This is a genomic window from Alteromonas ulvae (assembly GCF_048987005.1).
GTDB lineage: Bacteria > Pseudomonadota > Gammaproteobacteria > Enterobacterales > Alteromonadaceae > Alteromonas.
In genome coordinates this window covers 476,021-492,685 of sequence record NZ_CP185261.1, presented here as the reverse complement: position 1 = coordinate 492,685, position 16,665 = coordinate 476,021, and the positions used below count along the sequence as shown (strand labels likewise).

Annotated in this window: 11 protein-coding genes; 7 read left to right on the top strand and 4 right to left on the bottom strand. The window is 44.7% G+C overall.

Features of this window, described 5'->3' with window-relative positions:
• Window positions 1-58: 58 nt before the first annotated feature.
• The 6 genes from ACOJR9_RS02020 to ACOJR9_RS01995 all read left to right on the top strand — a co-directional run bounded on the left by ACOJR9_RS02020 (window position 59) and on the right by ACOJR9_RS01995 (window position 7,043).
• A complete protein-coding gene (locus ACOJR9_RS02020) occupies window positions 59-652 on the top strand; it encodes an anthranilate synthase component II (RefSeq protein WP_420934759.1) in 594 nt (197 codons plus the stop codon).
• A 255-nt stretch (window positions 653-907) separates the two neighbouring features.
• On the top strand, window positions 908-2,128 hold the full coding sequence (locus tag ACOJR9_RS02015; RefSeq protein WP_420934758.1) for an HDOD domain-containing protein: 1,221 nt from the start codon (window positions 908-910) through the stop codon (window positions 2,126-2,128).
• A gap of 336 nt (window positions 2,129-2,464) precedes the next feature.
• Window positions 2,465-3,670 (top strand): aspartate aminotransferase family protein, encoded by a 1,206-nt coding sequence (locus tag ACOJR9_RS02010; protein ID WP_420934757.1) that lies wholly within the window; start codon window positions 2,465-2,467, stop codon window positions 3,668-3,670.
• 23 nt (window positions 3,671-3,693) lie between these two features.
• The gene (gene astA / locus ACOJR9_RS02005) at window positions 3,694-4,731 is read left to right on the top strand and encodes an arginine N-succinyltransferase (protein ID WP_420934756.1); all 1,038 of its coding nucleotides are present in this window, start codon (window positions 3,694-3,696) and stop codon (window positions 4,729-4,731) included.
• A gap of 14 nt (window positions 4,732-4,745) precedes the next feature.
• Window positions 4,746-6,215, top strand: a complete 1,470-nt coding sequence (gene astD, locus ACOJR9_RS02000) for a succinylglutamate-semialdehyde dehydrogenase (RefSeq protein WP_420934755.1) — start codon at window positions 4,746-4,748, stop codon at window positions 6,213-6,215.
• Between the two features lie 21 nt (window positions 6,216-6,236).
• Window positions 6,237-7,043 carry a DUF1338 domain-containing protein gene (locus tag ACOJR9_RS01995; protein WP_420934754.1) on the top strand — a complete coding sequence of 269 codons (807 nt, stop codon included), beginning with the start codon at window positions 6,237-6,239 and terminating at the stop codon, window positions 7,041-7,043.
• A 170-nt stretch (window positions 7,044-7,213) separates the two neighbouring features.
• On the opposite strand, the gene ACOJR9_RS01990 is transcribed toward ACOJR9_RS01995, so the two are convergent.
• Genes ACOJR9_RS01990 through parC form a run of 3 tightly spaced genes read right to left on the bottom strand, consistent with a single transcriptional unit; the run spans window position 7,214 to window position 12,264 of the window.
• The gene (locus ACOJR9_RS01990; protein WP_420934753.1) at window positions 7,214-9,370 is read right to left on the bottom strand and encodes a putative bifunctional diguanylate cyclase/phosphodiesterase; all 2,157 of its coding nucleotides are present in this window, start codon (window positions 9,368-9,370) and stop codon (window positions 7,214-7,216) included.
• A gap of 8 nt (window positions 9,371-9,378) precedes the next feature.
• Entirely contained in the window at window positions 9,379-9,918 is a 540-nt protein-coding gene (locus ACOJR9_RS01985; protein ID WP_420934752.1) for a heme NO-binding domain-containing protein, read from the bottom strand.
• Between the two features lie 60 nt (window positions 9,919-9,978).
• Window positions 9,979-12,264: a DNA topoisomerase IV subunit A gene (gene parC / locus ACOJR9_RS01980; RefSeq protein ID WP_420934751.1), complete on the bottom strand. Its 2,286-nt coding sequence runs from the start codon at window positions 12,262-12,264 to the stop codon at window positions 9,979-9,981.
• A gap of 261 nt (window positions 12,265-12,525) precedes the next feature.
• On the opposite strand from parC, the gene ACOJR9_RS01975 reads away from it, so the two are divergent.
• The gene (locus ACOJR9_RS01975; RefSeq protein ID WP_420934750.1) at window positions 12,526-15,663 is read left to right on the top strand and encodes a 7TM diverse intracellular signaling domain-containing protein; all 3,138 of its coding nucleotides are present in this window, start codon (window positions 12,526-12,528) and stop codon (window positions 15,661-15,663) included.
• Between the two features lie 99 nt (window positions 15,664-15,762).
• Here the strand turns inward: ACOJR9_RS01975 and ACOJR9_RS01970 are convergent, their stop codons facing one another.
• Window positions 15,763-16,461: a DUF2982 domain-containing protein gene (locus tag ACOJR9_RS01970; protein ID WP_420934749.1), complete on the bottom strand. Its 699-nt coding sequence runs from the start codon at window positions 16,459-16,461 to the stop codon at window positions 15,763-15,765.
• Between the last annotated feature and the right edge of the window lie 204 nt (window positions 16,462-16,665).

The following is a 16,665-nucleotide window of genomic DNA, read 5'->3' as shown; positions in this document are numbered from 1 at the left end:
ATCATACTCGTTTTTGTAAACTACATAAATTTATATCACACAGAGGTATAGCACTACCGTGTTATTGTTGATTGATAACTTTGATTCGTTCACTCACAACTTAGCTCGCTACTTTTTAGAGTTAGGTGTCAACGTAAAAGTAGTGCGAAATAACGCCATCACGCTAGATGAGATTGCTCATCTAGCGCCCTCCCAGCTCGTTATATCACCGGGCCCCTGTACACCTAACGAAGCAGGAATTAGCTTACAGGCAATAGAGCGGTTTGCAGGAACTATTCCTATTTTAGGTGTGTGCTTAGGGCACCAGGCTATCGGCCAAGTTTTTGGGGCTAGCGTGGTTGGGGCACAAGAAATAAAACACGGAAAAATATCAAAACTGCATCATACCAATACAGGCCTATTAAAAGGGCTTCCAAATCCATTTGACGTTACGCGCTATCATTCTCTCGTATTAAAACCGACAAGCCTTCCTGCATGCCTCAATGCTGATGCATGGTGTACTACCAATAACGGTGAAAAAGAAATTATGGCTATCTCTCACCGGGAAATGCCTATTTGGGGAGTTCAATATCACCCTGAATCGCTATTGACTGAATATGGTCACGATGTGCTGGCGAAATTTGTTTTCCTATCGAGGCAAGCCACAGCTTAAGTAATTGTATCTACTGCCGATATGTTCCTGAGCGTGCCGATCTTTACAATATCTGATGAATTGCCTATCTAAGTTGCAACGCCAATATGCGTAGTCGAGTATTAAGCTAGAGCTCGGTTGAATGAGAAGGCTGTTTAACGAGAAGCCTATATGGTTAGATGCTACCTCTGCCAATTGCTGAGGTAGCAAGCTATTATGCTATGTTTTGGTGAAACAACGCTGAAGGAATAATTGAAAGTAGGAAAATGTCATAAAATGTACGATAATACAGCAACGTACGAGAACATTAAGCATCGGAGTCTTCTGCACGTGCCCTCTGCCTCCGCAACGCAGCCTTGTGTTAACGACTGTTTTGAGAATTTAATCATCTCAACAGAGCGTGTGTTCGAGATACTGGGAAAATCACCAGCGGGCAAAGTGACCTTCGAACAATCAGAGCAAGGCGATGCGCGACGGCAGTTACTGCACGTAGAAAAGGTGGCTATTGAGAATAAGCGACTACAAAAAACCTCCGAGGCCTCCTACATTGAATCAATCACCTTTCAACTCCATGATATTATCGTAGAAGAAATGTCGGAATATCTCAAAGATACGTCAGGAGTGATAAGCAACTTGCTCAATCTTCCTTCCAATCTTGGTGTGTTGCTTGATGCATTGACGGTGAGAGCCTGCTCTGTCTCAAAACTTGAGCCTATTATTGCCACTATCCCATGGCTTGTTGAAGAGCTGACGAGTATTGTCAATACACCTCGCTTTAGAAGAAAGGACCCTCGTGGTCGTATAATTATCGTTGAGACACTGCGAACTGCGCTGAGTTTTTTAGGTATTGAAAACTTAAGACTCCTCATCCCGTCACTCATCGTAAAACGCGCCACGCCCCAAATTACCGACCCCTACCCGCTGATTAAACAAAAGTTGTCCAGTTACTCAACGGGTGTAGCAATAACGGCGCAGCACATCGCAATAGCGCAGGGAATAAACAAGAGAGATGCCTATATGCTTGGCATGCTAAGTAACTTAGGCAGATGCGCTGTTATTCGCCTCTACTTTAGAATGTTCGACAAAGTGCAGCTGCATCTTTTACAAGAGTGCCAGAAAGACAAAGAGCTCAAACGCCACGATGCATTAGTCAAAATAGTGCCATCAGCTAATCATCTCATAGCGCTGCAGCAAAGCTTTGCTGATGCGTTAACCGCCGATATATTAGACGAGCTATCATTAAAACGATTATTTATCAGTCCTGCAATGCGGGCAATCGCAGATTCACCACACGCAGAGCCCTCAGTATTGAGCGATACGTTGTCACAAGCACGAGTATATGCTCAAGTTCGAGCGCTACACCAAACCAAACTCACCGACGCCAAAACCGCAAAACTCGCATTGTCAGCATTAAAATATCCACAGGGCATTCTAGCAAAGTTAAAAAATGTCGATATTTTTACACTTCCTCTCGTTAAAAGTTATGCCGAAGATTAATTTTTTAATGGATATTCATGCAGCCCGTCGGCACAAGAGTAAACGTTTAAACAAAATTTAGTCACCCATTTTAAGACGCAGCGCTCCCGTTGCTGCATGCCTCAGCCGAAAATCATTCACTGAAAATCGCTATTACCAAATGATATTGCTTAGCATTTAATAGTTATTCACTTTTCTTGCAAATTAAGCCACAGTCCTTGTAATTAAAGGGCTGGAGCACACCTAAGACAAGACAAATGGCAAAAAAAATGGCATACTGCGTTCCAGTATAGTTTTATTTTTTGCGCTTTTTCGCACCGCATTTGGTGTAAAGCGCTCAATGCAGAGGTAGTGATAATGAAGGTAACTCGCGCGACGTTTGACGATGTAATGGTTCCTAACTATAACCCAGCTCATATGGTACCGGTTCGCGGCGAAGGCTCGCGCGTTTGGGATCAAGAAGGTGCTGAGTACGTCGACTTTGCAGGCGGCATAGCAGTTAATGTATTAGGTCATTGTCATCCTGAGCTTGTTAAAGCGTTAAATGAGCAAGGTTCCAAGCTTTGGCATCTAAGTAATGTTTTTACTAATGAGCCATCACTACGCTTAGCAAAAAAACTGGCTGACGCTACGTTCGCTGACAAAGTCTATTTCGCAAACTCTGGCGCTGAAGCAAACGAGGCGGCACTGAAGCTTGCGCGCCGTTGGGCTCTAGACAAACACGGCGAAGATAAAAACCAGATTATTGCGTTTAATAAAGGTTTCCACGGCCGTACATTCTTTACGGTAACCGTAGGTGGACAAGCCGCTTATTCTGATGGTTTTGGTCCTAAGCCTGGCGCTGTCGATCATTGTGATTTTAATGATCTTGCCGCTTTTGAGGCGATGATCTCGGACAAAACCTGTGCCGTTATGATGGAGCCGCTGCAGGGTGAGGGCGGCATCATTACGCCCGACATTGAGTTTGTCAAAGGCGTACGCGAGTTATGTGACAAACACAATGCACTATTAATTCTAGATGAAGTTCAATCTGGTGTTGGTCGTACCGGTCACCTCTATGCTTACATGGGTTTAGGCGTAACGCCTGACATTTTAACTACCGCAAAATCGTTGGGGGGCGGTTTCCCCATTGGCGCTATGTTAACTACCACTGACATCGCGGCGCACCTTAAACCAGGCACACACGGCAGCACGTATGGTGGTAACCCGCTAGCATGCGCCGTCGCAGAAAAAGCGTTGGATATTGTAAACCAACCTGACGTATTGGCGGGCGTGCTGAAAAAAGAAGCTCTGTTCCGCAAAATTCTTGGCGAAATAAATGACAAACATCATGTTTTCGAAGAAATTCGTGGCCAAGGTATGCTTCTTGGTTGCGCACTGAATGAAAAATATCAGGGCCGTGCAAAAGACTTTATGACTGCGGCAACTAACGAGCATTTAATGTGTCTGGTTGCCGGAATGAATGTCATTCGTTTTGCACCGTCTCTCGTCATTCCTGACGAGGACATCGTAGAAGGTCTTACACGTTTTGAGCGCGCAATTGCCGCTGTTGTAAACGCCTAATAGCCTCTACCAGAGAAGTGAATATGAACATCATTCGCCCTATAAAAAAAGCGGATTACAATGCGCTTAAGGATATCGCCGTCGAATCGGGCATTGGATTTACGTCATTGCCCGTTAACGATGAGCTTTTACAGCGCAAGATTGACCGCGCCGCCAGTACATTTAATAAACCTAATGTGACTGAGCCAGGCGATGAGTCTTATTTATTCGTGATGGAAGACACTGCAACCGGTGAAGTCGTTGGCACGACTGGCATCGAGGCCGCGGTAGGCATAGATGATGCTTTTTATCATTATCACTTGAGTAAAGTGGTGCACGCTTCTCGTGAGTTAAACATCCACAACACTGTGGACATTCTTACTTTCTGTAACGACTACACTGGTGTTACAGAAATTTGTACGCTGTTTTTACGTGAGCAAGCAAGAGGCGGAATTAACGGTAGATTCTTATCGAAAGTTCGCTTTTTATTCATGATGGAACATCGCGAGCGTTTCTCTGAAACGGTCATTGCAGAAATGCGTGGTGTGAGCGATGAACAAGGCCGGTCTCCTTTTTGGGAATGGCTGGAAACACACTTCTTCTCAATGGACTTCCCTACTGCCGACTACCTCACAGGAATTGGCAATAAGGTGTTTATTGCAGAGCTCATGCCGAAATACCCCATTTATGTAAACTTGCTCAGTCAGGCTGCACAAGATGTCATTGGTAAAGTTCATGACAAAACCCGTCCTGCATTGCAACTTCTTGAAGAAGAAGGCTTCTCATGCAGAGGATATGTGGATATTTTCGATGCGGGCCCTACAGTAGAAGCCAATCTTAGCCATATTCGAACCGCTCAGTGTAGCCTCAAGTTACCTGTTGTTATTGACGACATGGCTGCGGCCCAAGGGCAAACGCACTACATCATCAACACGTCTATTAGTGAATTTCGCGCAGTCGCTGCAGAAATGACCGTGAGTGAAGAACAACGTATTGCGGTGCTGTCTCGCCAAGCTGCGGCTGCCTTAAATGTTAATGAAGGCGACTGGGTGCGCTTTGCGCCCGTTACGTTTCGCGACTAATAAAGGACATCCCTATGCTACACACACATTATATCAACGGCGAGTGGATTGCCGGAGAAGGTCACGACCTTATCTCAATAGATCCCGCTAAAAATGAAGTAATTTGGGAAGGAAAATCTGCTACTGCATCACAAATTGATGCAGCGATTAAATCAGCCAGAGCAGCCCTTGTTGAATGGAGCTTAAAAACCGTAGCGCAACGTTTAGACATCATCAAAGCCTACGGCAGTAAGCTTGAAGAAGCGAAAGAACACCTAGCTAAAGTAATGGCGAAAGAAACGGGCAAACCAGAGTGGGAAACGGCTACCGAAGTTGGCGCCATGATGGGTAAAATTGGCATTTCTGAAAAAGCATTCTTTGAGCGTACCGGTGATGTGGAAAACCCTATGCCGGTGGGCAAGGCATTTATACGTCATAAGCCTCACGGTGTCGTCGCTGTATTCGGCCCTTACAATTTCCCAGGCCACCTGCCAAATGGTCACATTGTCCCTGCACTCATTGCGGGAAACACCGTTGTGTTTAAGCCGAGCGATCTCACGCCTATGGTAGCGCAAGAAATGGTAAAACTGTGGGATGCTGCAGGCTTGCCTAAAGGCGTGTTAAACCTTGTACAAGGTGAAGTGGAAACCGGTAAAGCACTTGCCGCTCATCACGATATTGACGGGTTGTTTTTTACCGGTAGTTCACGCACGGGTCGTGTATTACATGAACAGTTTGCTGGTCATCCTGGCAAAATTCTTGCCCTTGAAATGGGTGGTAACAACCCTCTCATCGTTAAAGATGTGAGTGACATAGATGCCGCAACCCATGACATCGTACAATCGGCATTCATTACATCTGGACAACGCTGTACCTGCGCACGTCGCTTATTTTTGCCAGCAAACGCCCAAGGTGACGCAATCCTCGAGCGCTTAATTGCCATGACTAATAATATCAAAGTGGGCGATTATGATGCAGAAGAGCAACCCTTTATGGGCGCGATGATTTCAAGCAAAGCGGCAGCTTCTATGGTTGCAGCGCAAAGCGAGCTTGAAGCATTAGGCGGCAAAGTGCTCGTTCGATTAGAGCAACCAGATTCGCAAAAAGGGTTTGCCACGCCAGGCATTATCGACGTAACAGACATGCTTGACGCATTGCCTGATGAAGAACATTTCGGTCCGCTACTGAAAGTTATTCGATACACCGACTTTGACGATGCCATTGCAGAAGCCAACAACACGAGTTTTGGTCTATCGGCTGGTTTGCTAGGTGATAGCGAAGAAGACTATCGCTATTTCTTTGCTCGCATTCGTGCAGGTATTGTTAACTGGAATAGACCGATTACTGGCGCAAGCAGCGCTGCACCATTTGGTGGAATTGGCGATAGCGGTAACCACCGTGCCAGTGCGTTTTATGCCGCTGACTATTGCGCCTACCCAGTGGCCTCGGTTGAGCTCGAAAAAGTTACGCTACCGGGCAAATTAAGCCCTGGCTTATCACTATAAAGATGCAAGGACCCTACCGAAATGCACAGTAATATTGATACTTTATTTGCCAACATGTGGGAAGATTACGTAAAGATAACGCCGTCTGCGCACAAGATTCACGCACTGCTTGCCGGTGAAGAAAACAATAGCAATATTGTTAACGACCACGTTGCGTTTAGAACCTTTGCGTTAGATAAGACACGACTTGATAAGTTAGCAGCTCACTTCCTAGCACTGGGCTATGAAGCAAAAGGCGACTACGACTTTGAAGCGAAAAAGCTAACGGCTAAACACTTTGAGCACCCAGACGATACAAAGCCTAAAGTGTTTATTAGCGAACTTCGCGTTGATGAACTGTCTAGCGACGTTCAAGCAATTATTAAAAAGCTAGTGGCACAAATGCCAAGTGATATTACTGATGCAGACAATTTCCTGTACTCGGGTAAGCACTGGGATGTGAGTAAAGCCGAATACGATACGCTCATCAATGAATCTGAATACGCTGCTTGGATGGCCGCATGGGGCTTCAGAGCGAATCATTTTACGGTAAGTGTTAACCATTTGAGTCGCACTAATGAACTGAGTGATGTGAACACCCTTCTTAAAGAAGCAGGCTTTGTGCTAAATACATCCGGCGGCGAAATAAAAGGTGGCCCTGAGGTTTTCCTTGCTCAGTCATCGACAATGGCCGACCGTAGCGACGTGACATTTAGCGAAGAAACGCTGTCTATTCCAAGCTGTTTTTATGAGTTTGCTCAGCGCTATGACATGCCAAACGGCAAGCGCTATCAAGGTTTTGTTGCTGCATCTGCAGACAAGATTTTCGAAAGCACGAACGCCCAATAACACGGCCAAGCACGGTTGGTATTACGCTATCTCGTGCTAACCTCTAGACATAGTAAGACATTACAATAACAAAAATTGCATATCAATACAAAAAGCCCAGCGTCTCGCGACGCTGAGCTTTTTTTATAAAAAACGGCTGGCGCTCAAAGCCTACCCACAGGCAGATATCGTTATCGCTTAGACTCTGATGTATGTCGTGCTAAAAATTGGTCATACGGCATTGGCTTATCAAAATAAAAACCCTGCATAAGCTGCACGTCGGCCTGTTCCATAAAGGGTAAGTACGTTTCTAGCTCTATACCTTCTGCGACAACCTCAATTTCTAAGCTTCGAAGCATGGTTATTATGCCGCTAAATAGCGCGTACGCTTTACTATCTTGATGTATCCCACTCACTAAGCTTCTATCCACTTTGACCACCTGAAACTGGAACATACGCAAATAACTTAATGATGAAAAACCGCTGCCAAAATCATCCAGGGAAAGTCTAAAGCCAAGCTCTCGCAATGCATTTAATGAACGCAATGCGGTTTTTTCATCGCGTATAAACACCGATTCAGTAAGCTCTAACTCAATGTATTCAGGAGAGACATGATTTGTACGGCAGATGTCTAACGCTTTTTCTGGAAACGTGTCATCAAGCATTTGATTAGCACTAATGTTCACCGAGAGGGGAATGGCTTCTCCCTGCTGCGATTCCATTATAGAGATATAGTCGCATGCAGCTTCTATTGCATATAAACCGATGGCGCTGTCGAGATTATGCTCCTCGGCGATTGGAATAAATACAGTGGGCGATACCACCCCATGAAGGCCGGAAATCCAGCGGCAAAGCACTTCTCCGCCCTTTAAATTACCGTGAAGATCGTACTTTCCTTGTATATAAAAATCGAGCAAGTGATTTTCTACCGCTTTGCGCAGATCATTCACCATACTGACCTGCTGCGTCATACTCTCGTATAGGCCAGGTTCGTAAACAAACACCTGCCCTTTCCCCAACTCTTTCGCTCTATACATTGCTGCATCAGCGCATTGAATTAGGCTTTTTATTCCGTCACTGTGCTCAGGATATGCGGCGATTCCGATACTTGAAGACAATCGCAACTCAGTGCCTTTGGCATAAATCACATCCTCTTCTATTTGCTCTATTAGCCTCTCACATTTTTCTTTGACGCTGCCAGACGCCTCTTCTTTGAGCACCACTAGGAATTCATCACCACCCCATCGTCCAACCTCGCCGATGGGTCCAAACATAGCGGTTAACAGTGCCGCAACTCGCTGAAGTTCGGCATCGCCCTTATCGTGGCCAGCAGTGTCATTAATGGCTTTGAAGCCGTCCAAATCAAGGAAAATAAGTAGAAAGGGCTCACCGCTTGCTATATATGAATCTATAGACTCACGGAGCCAATTTCTATTAGACAGGCCAGTTAAATCGTCGTGCTGTGCCAACTGTCTTAAACGCGCTTCATTGCGCTTCCTATCGCTTATATCACGCAGCGTGGCTATTAAATAAGAAGAGGTTTGTCGATAGGCTTCGAACACAGCAATAGAAATATCGACGATTCGTGTTTTACCAGACAGCGAATCTAATCTTGATTCAAAGCGAAGTTGCTTGTCGAGCATAAGTTGCTCTTCATTAACCCGTTCTGCTTTTAAAAGTGCATTAAAGCTCTCGCCGATGCACGTTTCTTTAACTGGAGCTTCTAGCAAGCGAATAAAGGCGTCGTTACATTCTGTGATCACTAGGTCAGGGGTTAACACCAGCATAGGCTCTCTTGAGCTGGCAAACGCGGATGCCATTAAGTCAAAAGACTGCTCTGCTTTGCGCTGTTGAGTAATATCTTTGGTGGTACCGACAATATTAAGCGCTTCACTCACGCTTCCTCTTTTAAGCACTCGGCCGCGCAACCTAATCCACTGATAGTCGGCTTTAAAGCGCAAGCGAAACGATACCTCAATACGATCTCGATTACCGTGTATCGCCATCGACCAATGAAATTGAAGATTTTCAATATCATCCTCATGCACACGTGCCATAAGTTCCATAACAGTGCCAGACCACATTGAGCCGTTGCCACTGTATAGCGAGAACGAGCGGATCTCCATAACGTCATTATCGGCTCGCCAACTCCAAAAAGACTCTTGGGACGCCCATAAGGCTAATTCTAGATCGGCTTGAGACTGCCGACTTTCACGGAGTGCATCGTATAGCTGCTGCGATTTTTTTGTTAGTAAGTCCTCAGCCTCTTCACGCGCACTTTTCTCTCGTTTTAAACGACGCTCAAGCAATTGTACTTGCCTTTCATTATCCGTGTAATTTTGCGGCATGGATAAGCCTAGGCAATCACAGCTATGCTGAATTCGTAAGTATGAGGGGTAGTTAGCTGGTGTGTCTCACGCTCTAATTTACAATGGTAGTAGTCGGCTGCCCCGTCCATAAGCCCCTCTGCCAAGGCAAATAAATTACGCTCGGAATAGTATTGCAATCGCATAGTGGTATCTGTTCGCGACAACACGTTGAAACGGGGTAAGTCTGCGTCAGGATAGAGCTTCTTAACTTGTACATGAATATCATCGTCAAGGTGACCCAACATATCCAGCACACCATCGGTATTTGCTAGCACGTCGCCATGAGCAGCGCCTAACTTCCCAAAAAGGTAATAACCAAAATCATATAGTAGCTCGTTGGCAGACTTTCCGGTTTTTTCAATCAGCACACCTAGCAGTCGCTCCATATCTTCATAAGGGTAATAGCCGACAGCAGTATAAGCGCCTTCGTTTTCTAAATCTGCTTCCATAATGACGTCATCGGCAAACTCAGGCGACACGTTTTCTTCTAACATATCGATCAACGACGTAAAAACAATACCCAACATATGCGGTTTCCTTCAATGACCTAACGAAGTGTAGTTCACATGCCTCGTTAGCAACAAAGTTCATAGTAAGTTTTCGTGTTGGTTGTCATTTTTTTCAAATACAACCTCTACGTTATCAACACGCTGTAAACCTCTTGGCAGCTTATTCCCTCTTCGTCCTCGTTCGCCATGGTAGTGCGTTAGATCTTCAGCCGATAACGTCATATTTCGTTTACCCGCAGCCACTTTAATCGATGCCCCCTCAGGCACTACTGTAAGCACTTTGACGAATTCTTCTCTTGCCTGAGACTTTGCAGACGGAATATTGATGAGCTTGTTACCCTTGCCTTTACCTAAACTTGGCAAATCACGTAAAGGGAACATCAACATACGACCTTCATTAGAGATACTTAAGCACAAATCAGTTTCTGGGTTGCTAACAGGTATTGGCGTCATTACTTTTGCTGCCTTTGGTAATGACAGGTAAGCTTTACCAGCCTTATTCTTACTCACCATATCTTTGAACGTTCCCAAGAAGCCGTAACCGGCGTCAGAGCCTACTAAGAATTTACTGTTATCTGAGGCCATAATGACGTGTTCAAATGACTCCCCCCCTACAATGCTAAATCGCCCGGTTAACGGTTCTCCCTGGCTTCTTGCAGAAGGCAGACCGTGCGCATCACAAGAGAAGGTACGCCCAGATGAGTCCATGAAGACCGCAGGTTGATTACTCTTTCCCTCCGCACTACCAAGATACCCGTCTCCCGCTTTATAACTTAACCCTTCGGCATCGATGTCGTGACCTTTAGCGCAGCGGGCCCAACCTTTTTCGGACAGCACCACTGTTACGGATTCGGCAGGTATTAACTCTTTTTCAGACAACGCTTTTGCTTCGCCGCGCTCAATAATAGGCGAACGTCTGTCATCGCCATACTTTTCTGCATCGGCTAAGATTTCTTTTTTAATAAGCGTTTTTAAGCGCTTTTCTGACCCTAATAGGGTTTGCAGCTTATCTCTTTCTGAGGCCAACTCTTCTTGCTCACCTTTAATTTTCACTTCTTCAAGCTTGGCAAGATGGCGCAGTTTGAGCTCTAAAATAGCTTCAGCTTGCGTATCGCTTAAACCAAAGCGTGATATCAGCTCAGGCTTTGGTTTATCGTAGGTACGAATAATATCGATAACTTCATCAATATTTAAAAAGGCAATAAGTAGGCCTTCTAAAATGTGCAGCCTGGCCAGCACTTTGTCTAATCGATACTGCAACCTACGGGTTACGGTATTTTTTCGATACTGTAGCCATTCCGCCAAAATCGTGCGTAAATCTTTTACTTGAGGGCGTCCATCTAGCCCAATCATATTCAGGTTTACACGATAGTGCTTTTCTAAATCCGTGGTGGCAAAAAGATGCTGCATAAGCTGCAGTACATCAATGCGATTAGAACGAGGGGTAACCACCAGGCGTGTCGGGTTTTCATGGTCAGACTCATCCCTCAAATCACTTACCATAGGCAGTTTTTTCGCCTGCATCTGCGACGCAATTTGCTCTAGAATCTTGGCGCCGGAGGCCTGATGAGGCAATGCCGTTATAACGATATCACCATTTTCTTCGTGGTAAACAGCACGCATTTTTATTGAACCGCGCCCCGTTTCATAGAGCTTACGAATATCCGCTTTAGGCGTGATCACCTCTGCGTCAGTGGGGTAGTCAGGCCCTTGAACGTGCTCGAGCACGTCGTTTAAATCGGCTTTGCTGTTATCGAGCAGCATGGCGCAGGCTGTTGCAAGCTCTCTCACATTATGGGGGGGAATGTCTGTCGCCATTCCAACTGCAATACCCGTTACACCGTTAAGGAGTATGTGGGGAAGTCTCGCTGGTAGCGTACTGGGCTCATCTAACGTACCGTCAAAATTTGGTACCCAGTCAACGGTGCCCTGACCTAATTCATTTAACAGTACTTCGGCAAAACGAGATAACTTAGCTTCGGTATAACGCATAGCCGCGAATGATTTAGGGTCATCAGGTGCCCCCCAGTTGCCTTGCCCATCCACTAGTGGATAGCGGTAAGAAAAAGGCTGTGCCATCAACACCATGGCTTCGTAACAGGCCGAGTCACCGTGAGGATGGAACTTACCAAGTACGTCACCTACTGTTCTCGCAGATTTTTTATACTTTGCGTTAGCGCTTAGCCCAAGATCTGACATCGCGTAAATAATACGGCGCTGAACTGGTTTTAAACCATCAGAAATATGGGGAAGCGCCCTATCCATGATCACGTACATTGAATAGTTAAGGTAAGCATCTTCCGTGAAACGTCTCATCGGGAGCTGTTCCACACCGTCGTTACTAATAATGATCTCGTCACTCATGATAATTTTTTCGTTTTGTTATTAATACCAATGCGATTGTTTTTGAGAGGTCGCAGTAAAAGTGAGATAGCACGCCTTTTTAGATAAGTACAAGAGCGTATAACTTCATTGTGAGGTAAACGGCTTGCAGGTGCAAATAATACGAATAAATGAACCGATAAACAGTACCGCTCTTTTCACTGCTAGTTTTACTAGCGATTCTTTGTTATACGAAGAAAACAGTGGTCTAATATTATTAAATTAAAAGAAGATTAGTTGGTCATGCCTTTTTTTCGTACTGTACTTTTAACTTTTTGTATTTTGGGTGTCGCAGTTTGCTGTTCATTCAGTTTTGCTGCTCATGCCCAACATATTGAGCAGCTATATGATGAGAGTAACACTCTCGATCTTTCCGACTCTTTATACTATCTATACGAAAACAACTATCAGCTAAGCATCAGTGATATTGCAAGGCGTAAGAATGATTTCTTAGTGCACTCGGGCAAAAATCCTAACTTCGGATTTCAAGACAACGCGGTCTGGATTCTGAAATCGGTAACCAATGTATCTAACGAATCTGACTGGGTGTTCTCCATTAATTTCAGCCAGCTGGATAAAGTTGATTTTTACCTTATCCAAAACGGTAATATTATTGCGCAAAGTCATCAAGGCAAATTACAACAAGAACAACGCTTTCGCATACCCACGCTGCAAACTCGAATAGAGTCTGCGAGCCCCGTAGATCTTTACATTCGTGTTGAAAGTCAGTCTTCCAGTATTATTGTTCCCTTGCGCGTGCAATCTGCAGAAAATCACGGCCGCTATTCCCAGATTGATAGCTTGTTATGGGGTGTATTTTATGGCGGCTTGTTAATTCTTGCTATTTACAACCTAGTACTTTACATCGGTGTGAGGGAGAAAAGTGTTCTGACTTACGTTGGTTATATCTTTGCGGTTATCCTCTGGCAAGTAGTGTGGGGTGGGCACACACATTTTATTTTTGCACACGGTATCCCAGCATGGTTAGTGGGACATACAGAGCTTATTTTTATTCTCATCGGCATTACTTCTGGTTTATTTACCATTACGTTTTTAGACAGCGAAAGGCACGCACCAATCTTACATTCCATCTTACAGCTTATGCTGGTTACGCAAACTATAATTGGCATTGTCTGCTTTGCTAATCTTTTGCCGCCAATGTGGAAAAACAACTTGGTGTACGGTGTGGGGTTGGTTTCAATAATAAGTTATGTGTCTGCAGGTTTTGAGGCTTACTTTAATAAATTTAAACCTGCGAGGTACTTTATTTTTGCTTGGGGGCTATTAGCTACAGGTGCCGTTATTGGTATGCTGAGCTTACTAGGCGTTGCGCCTGTGAACGAATTCACCACCTACTGTTTTCAAATTGGCGTTTTCCTTGAAGCTTGTTTGTTCTCCATTGCGTTAATGGAGAAAAGTCGTGGGCAGCTAGAATATGATGTAGAGCAGGCCACTAACGACTTGCACAATAATATGGAATTAATTGAAGAGCAAAACGTGCGGCTAGACATCGCTCGCAAAGACGCCATTAAAGCTAGCCATGTAAAATCTCAGTTTTTGGCAAATATGAGTCACGAAATTAGAACGCCACTCAATGCCATTTTAGGTTTTAGTAAAGAGTTAAATAATGCCTCGCTTCCTCCTGATCAGCAAGAACAGGTAAGAATTGTTAATACGGCTGCTGACAACCTCCTCTCAATTGTCAACGATGTGCTCGACTTTTCAAAAATTGAGGCCGGTAAGCTAAGCCTAAATAGTCAACCGTTTTCGCCCAATAAACTGTTTGAAGAAATGGTAGCAATTATGGCGAAGTCATCACACAGCAAGCGCATAGAGTTTGTTTTTGAACTTTCGCCACTGCCGGAAAAACTTTTAGGTGATGTATATAGAATAAAACAAATACTCAATAATCTGCTGAGTAACGCCCTTAAATTTACCTCTACAGGAAGCATTACCCTAGCGGTGAGCGGGCGAGCACTTGACCACGGCATTCACGAGGTCAATATTGTTATTCGTGATACAGGCATTGGAATTAGCCGACAGGATCAGAAAAAACTATTTAATGCATTTTCACAAGTAGACGACGCATTAAATAGAAATTATCAAGGTACGGGTCTTGGGCTTGTTATCAGTCGTGAGTTAGTCAATAGGATGAACGGCACGCTGACTTTAAAAAGTACCCTTGGGCAGGGATCTATATTCAACATATCATTAAGAATGAATCAGCTTAGCCAAAAGTATGTTCTTTCTTCAAATCCTGACTGGCAGGGTAAAAAAGTGGTTATTTTCGATCCCATACCCGCAACGCGACAAGCCAGTTCAAGGATCCTCAAATCACTGGGAGCAGAAATTACCTGCGCTGAGTCTATTGAGTATCTCACCAGCCTTAAAGGACAATACGATTACATAATGGCTACGACACCAGTAAGTCATATAGACTCGAGGCTGCAACATTTACGCAAGTTCGTCGAGTTTCCAGCTAAAAATAGGGTGCTGTGGTACTCGGGCCCAGATCCATTTACGAAATACCCAAATTTGCACCAGCATTTTTACACCCAAATTCGTATGCCCATGACGCTCACCAAGTTAGACAGTTTAATGAGAGAGCAAATTGTTTCAGCTGCTAACCCTCTGAAAGAAAAAATAAATACGTTGCCAAGAGCAAGATTGCTTGCGGTGGATGATATAGAAATGAACTTAAAGCTTCTTCATACCTGGCTTGACGATTCGGCTATTGAATTAACCACCACCATCAGCGGCCAAGATGCCGTCAACAAGTGTCAAACTCAAGAGTTTGACTTGATTTTAATGGACATACAGATGCCTGGCATGGACGGTGTTCACGCTACCCGCGAAATTCGTAAGTCGCCCATGAATATGGGAACACCTATTGTAGCGGTCACCGCCCATGCGCTAAAAGAAGAGCAGGAAAAACTCCTTGCTTCAGGTATGGACGACTACCTATCCAAGCCTATTGACATTGACTCGTTACTTACTTTGATCAAATCGTGGTGTCATGACGTAGAGCCAGGCGAGCTTACCTTTCCTTCGGTAGACTGGCAGTTGGCCCTTAAGCGCGCAAATCAAAACCAAGCCGCGGCAAAGGAATTATTAAATGACTTCGTTGCAATGCTGCCTGATACCTTGAAGGCCTTGAAGTCGCAAGTGCAAAGGGGCGCATTTGACGAGCTTTCTGCTGAAGTTCATAAACTTCATGGAGCCTGTTGTTATACCGGTTTACCACGGCTACAAAATTTAGCCAGAGAATTGGAAATAGCACTTAAACTCAATCATATCGATTTGGTTGAAGAATCTTTGCCGGCATTGGTTAAAGAAGCGCAAAAAATCATCGAGGAAAACAACGTTAGCGCCTTCCATTAGCCATAGAGATTATGCTTTACCAAGATAGAGGATACAGACTCAATGAAGTGAGCCTTCAGCCTCTCATAAACAAACCTGAATCTTGCCTCTTGAAAAACGTTAATTTGCATCTTCAGGAGCGGAACGAGCGTGCTGGCACTGAACAATTAATGCAGCGAAATCTAAGGCTTCTCTATCGAGTTCAGAGCTTGCTATGAATATATCGTAGCCCAAACGTCTTCTAAGCTCTACCATACGGTGAGCCAACATTGCTTTGATACCAGTAATAGGCGTACCATCATCTAAAACAAAGTGCTTATCGTCGAACATAGATTGTTCGTAGCAGCTTCCCGTCGAACAATTGCTGTCTGAGTTATGCAACAGCAATGGCCGTTGCTCCATGAGCAAATGAGTGGCAAGGCGCGGTGAAATGGTGTTTAAAAAATCAGTATAGCTTTTCACCTTGAATCCTACGGTTTCAAGCGCCACCTGATCAAGACCATGGCGAATACGTGGACAGTCGGCACGCTGTAAATTATCCCAATGAATGCGCCAGCTGCCTAATCTATGTCGGTATGTAATGTAGTCTTTGGCAATTTCTAAGCTGTAGTTCGGTTCGCGTACTTTAAAGTACCCGATTAACAGGCAAACCAACGCTGCGCTGGTCATAAAAATACCCGCCAAAAACAGCCACTCGGGTAAGAAGCTAAGCCACAAGGCAGACACGACTAACCCCACACAACCAATCACAATGCTGGTTAAACCATTGCTTTTAGATGCTGCTCTAATATAGATAGGTTCTGCACTACTGCCAGACATAAAAATACACTACCAACATAATAACGGCCCAAAGAAGACATGAACGTACGCGCTTGCATTTAGCACAATCGGTCCTCCACCAGCGCGAAAGAAAAGGCTTTAGTTGCATAGTGCCAGCGCTTCCAATAACAAAGTTCACAATCGCATCACGTTTAACTAACTTACCGTAGGATAAGTCTTATACGCGACTTATAAATAGATAGT

What these genes read in the sequence shown, in the direction of transcription:
- ACOJR9_RS02015 (WP_420934758.1), top strand. Translation starts at nt 908, where the DNA reads ATGTACGATAATACAGCAACGTACGAGAACATTAAGCATCGGAGTCTT.
- ACOJR9_RS02010 (WP_420934757.1), top strand. Translation starts at nt 2,465, where the DNA reads ATGAAGGTAACTCGCGCGACGTTTGACGATGTAATGGTTCCTAACTAT.
- astA (WP_420934756.1), top strand. Translation starts at nt 3,694, where the DNA reads ATGAACATCATTCGCCCTATAAAAAAAGCGGATTACAATGCGCTTAAG.
- astD (WP_420934755.1), top strand. Translation starts at nt 4,746, where the DNA reads ATGCTACACACACATTATATCAACGGCGAGTGGATTGCCGGAGAAGGT.
- ACOJR9_RS01995 (WP_420934754.1), top strand. Translation starts at nt 6,237, where the DNA reads ATGCACAGTAATATTGATACTTTATTTGCCAACATGTGGGAAGATTAC.
- ACOJR9_RS01990 (WP_420934753.1), bottom strand. Translation starts at nt 9,370, where the DNA reads ATGCCGCAAAATTACACGGATAATGAAAGGCAAGTACAATTGCTTGAG.
- ACOJR9_RS01985 (WP_420934752.1), bottom strand. Translation starts at nt 9,918, where the DNA reads ATGTTGGGTATTGTTTTTACGTCGTTGATCGATATGTTAGAAGAAAAC.
- parC (WP_420934751.1), bottom strand. Translation starts at nt 12,264, where the DNA reads ATGAGTGACGAGATCATTATTAGTAACGACGGTGTGGAACAGCTCCCG.
- ACOJR9_RS01975 (WP_420934750.1), top strand. Translation starts at nt 12,526, where the DNA reads ATGCCTTTTTTTCGTACTGTACTTTTAACTTTTTGTATTTTGGGTGTC.
- ACOJR9_RS01970 (WP_420934749.1), bottom strand. Translation starts at nt 16,461, where the DNA reads ATGTCTGGCAGTAGTGCAGAACCTATCTATATTAGAGCAGCATCTAAA.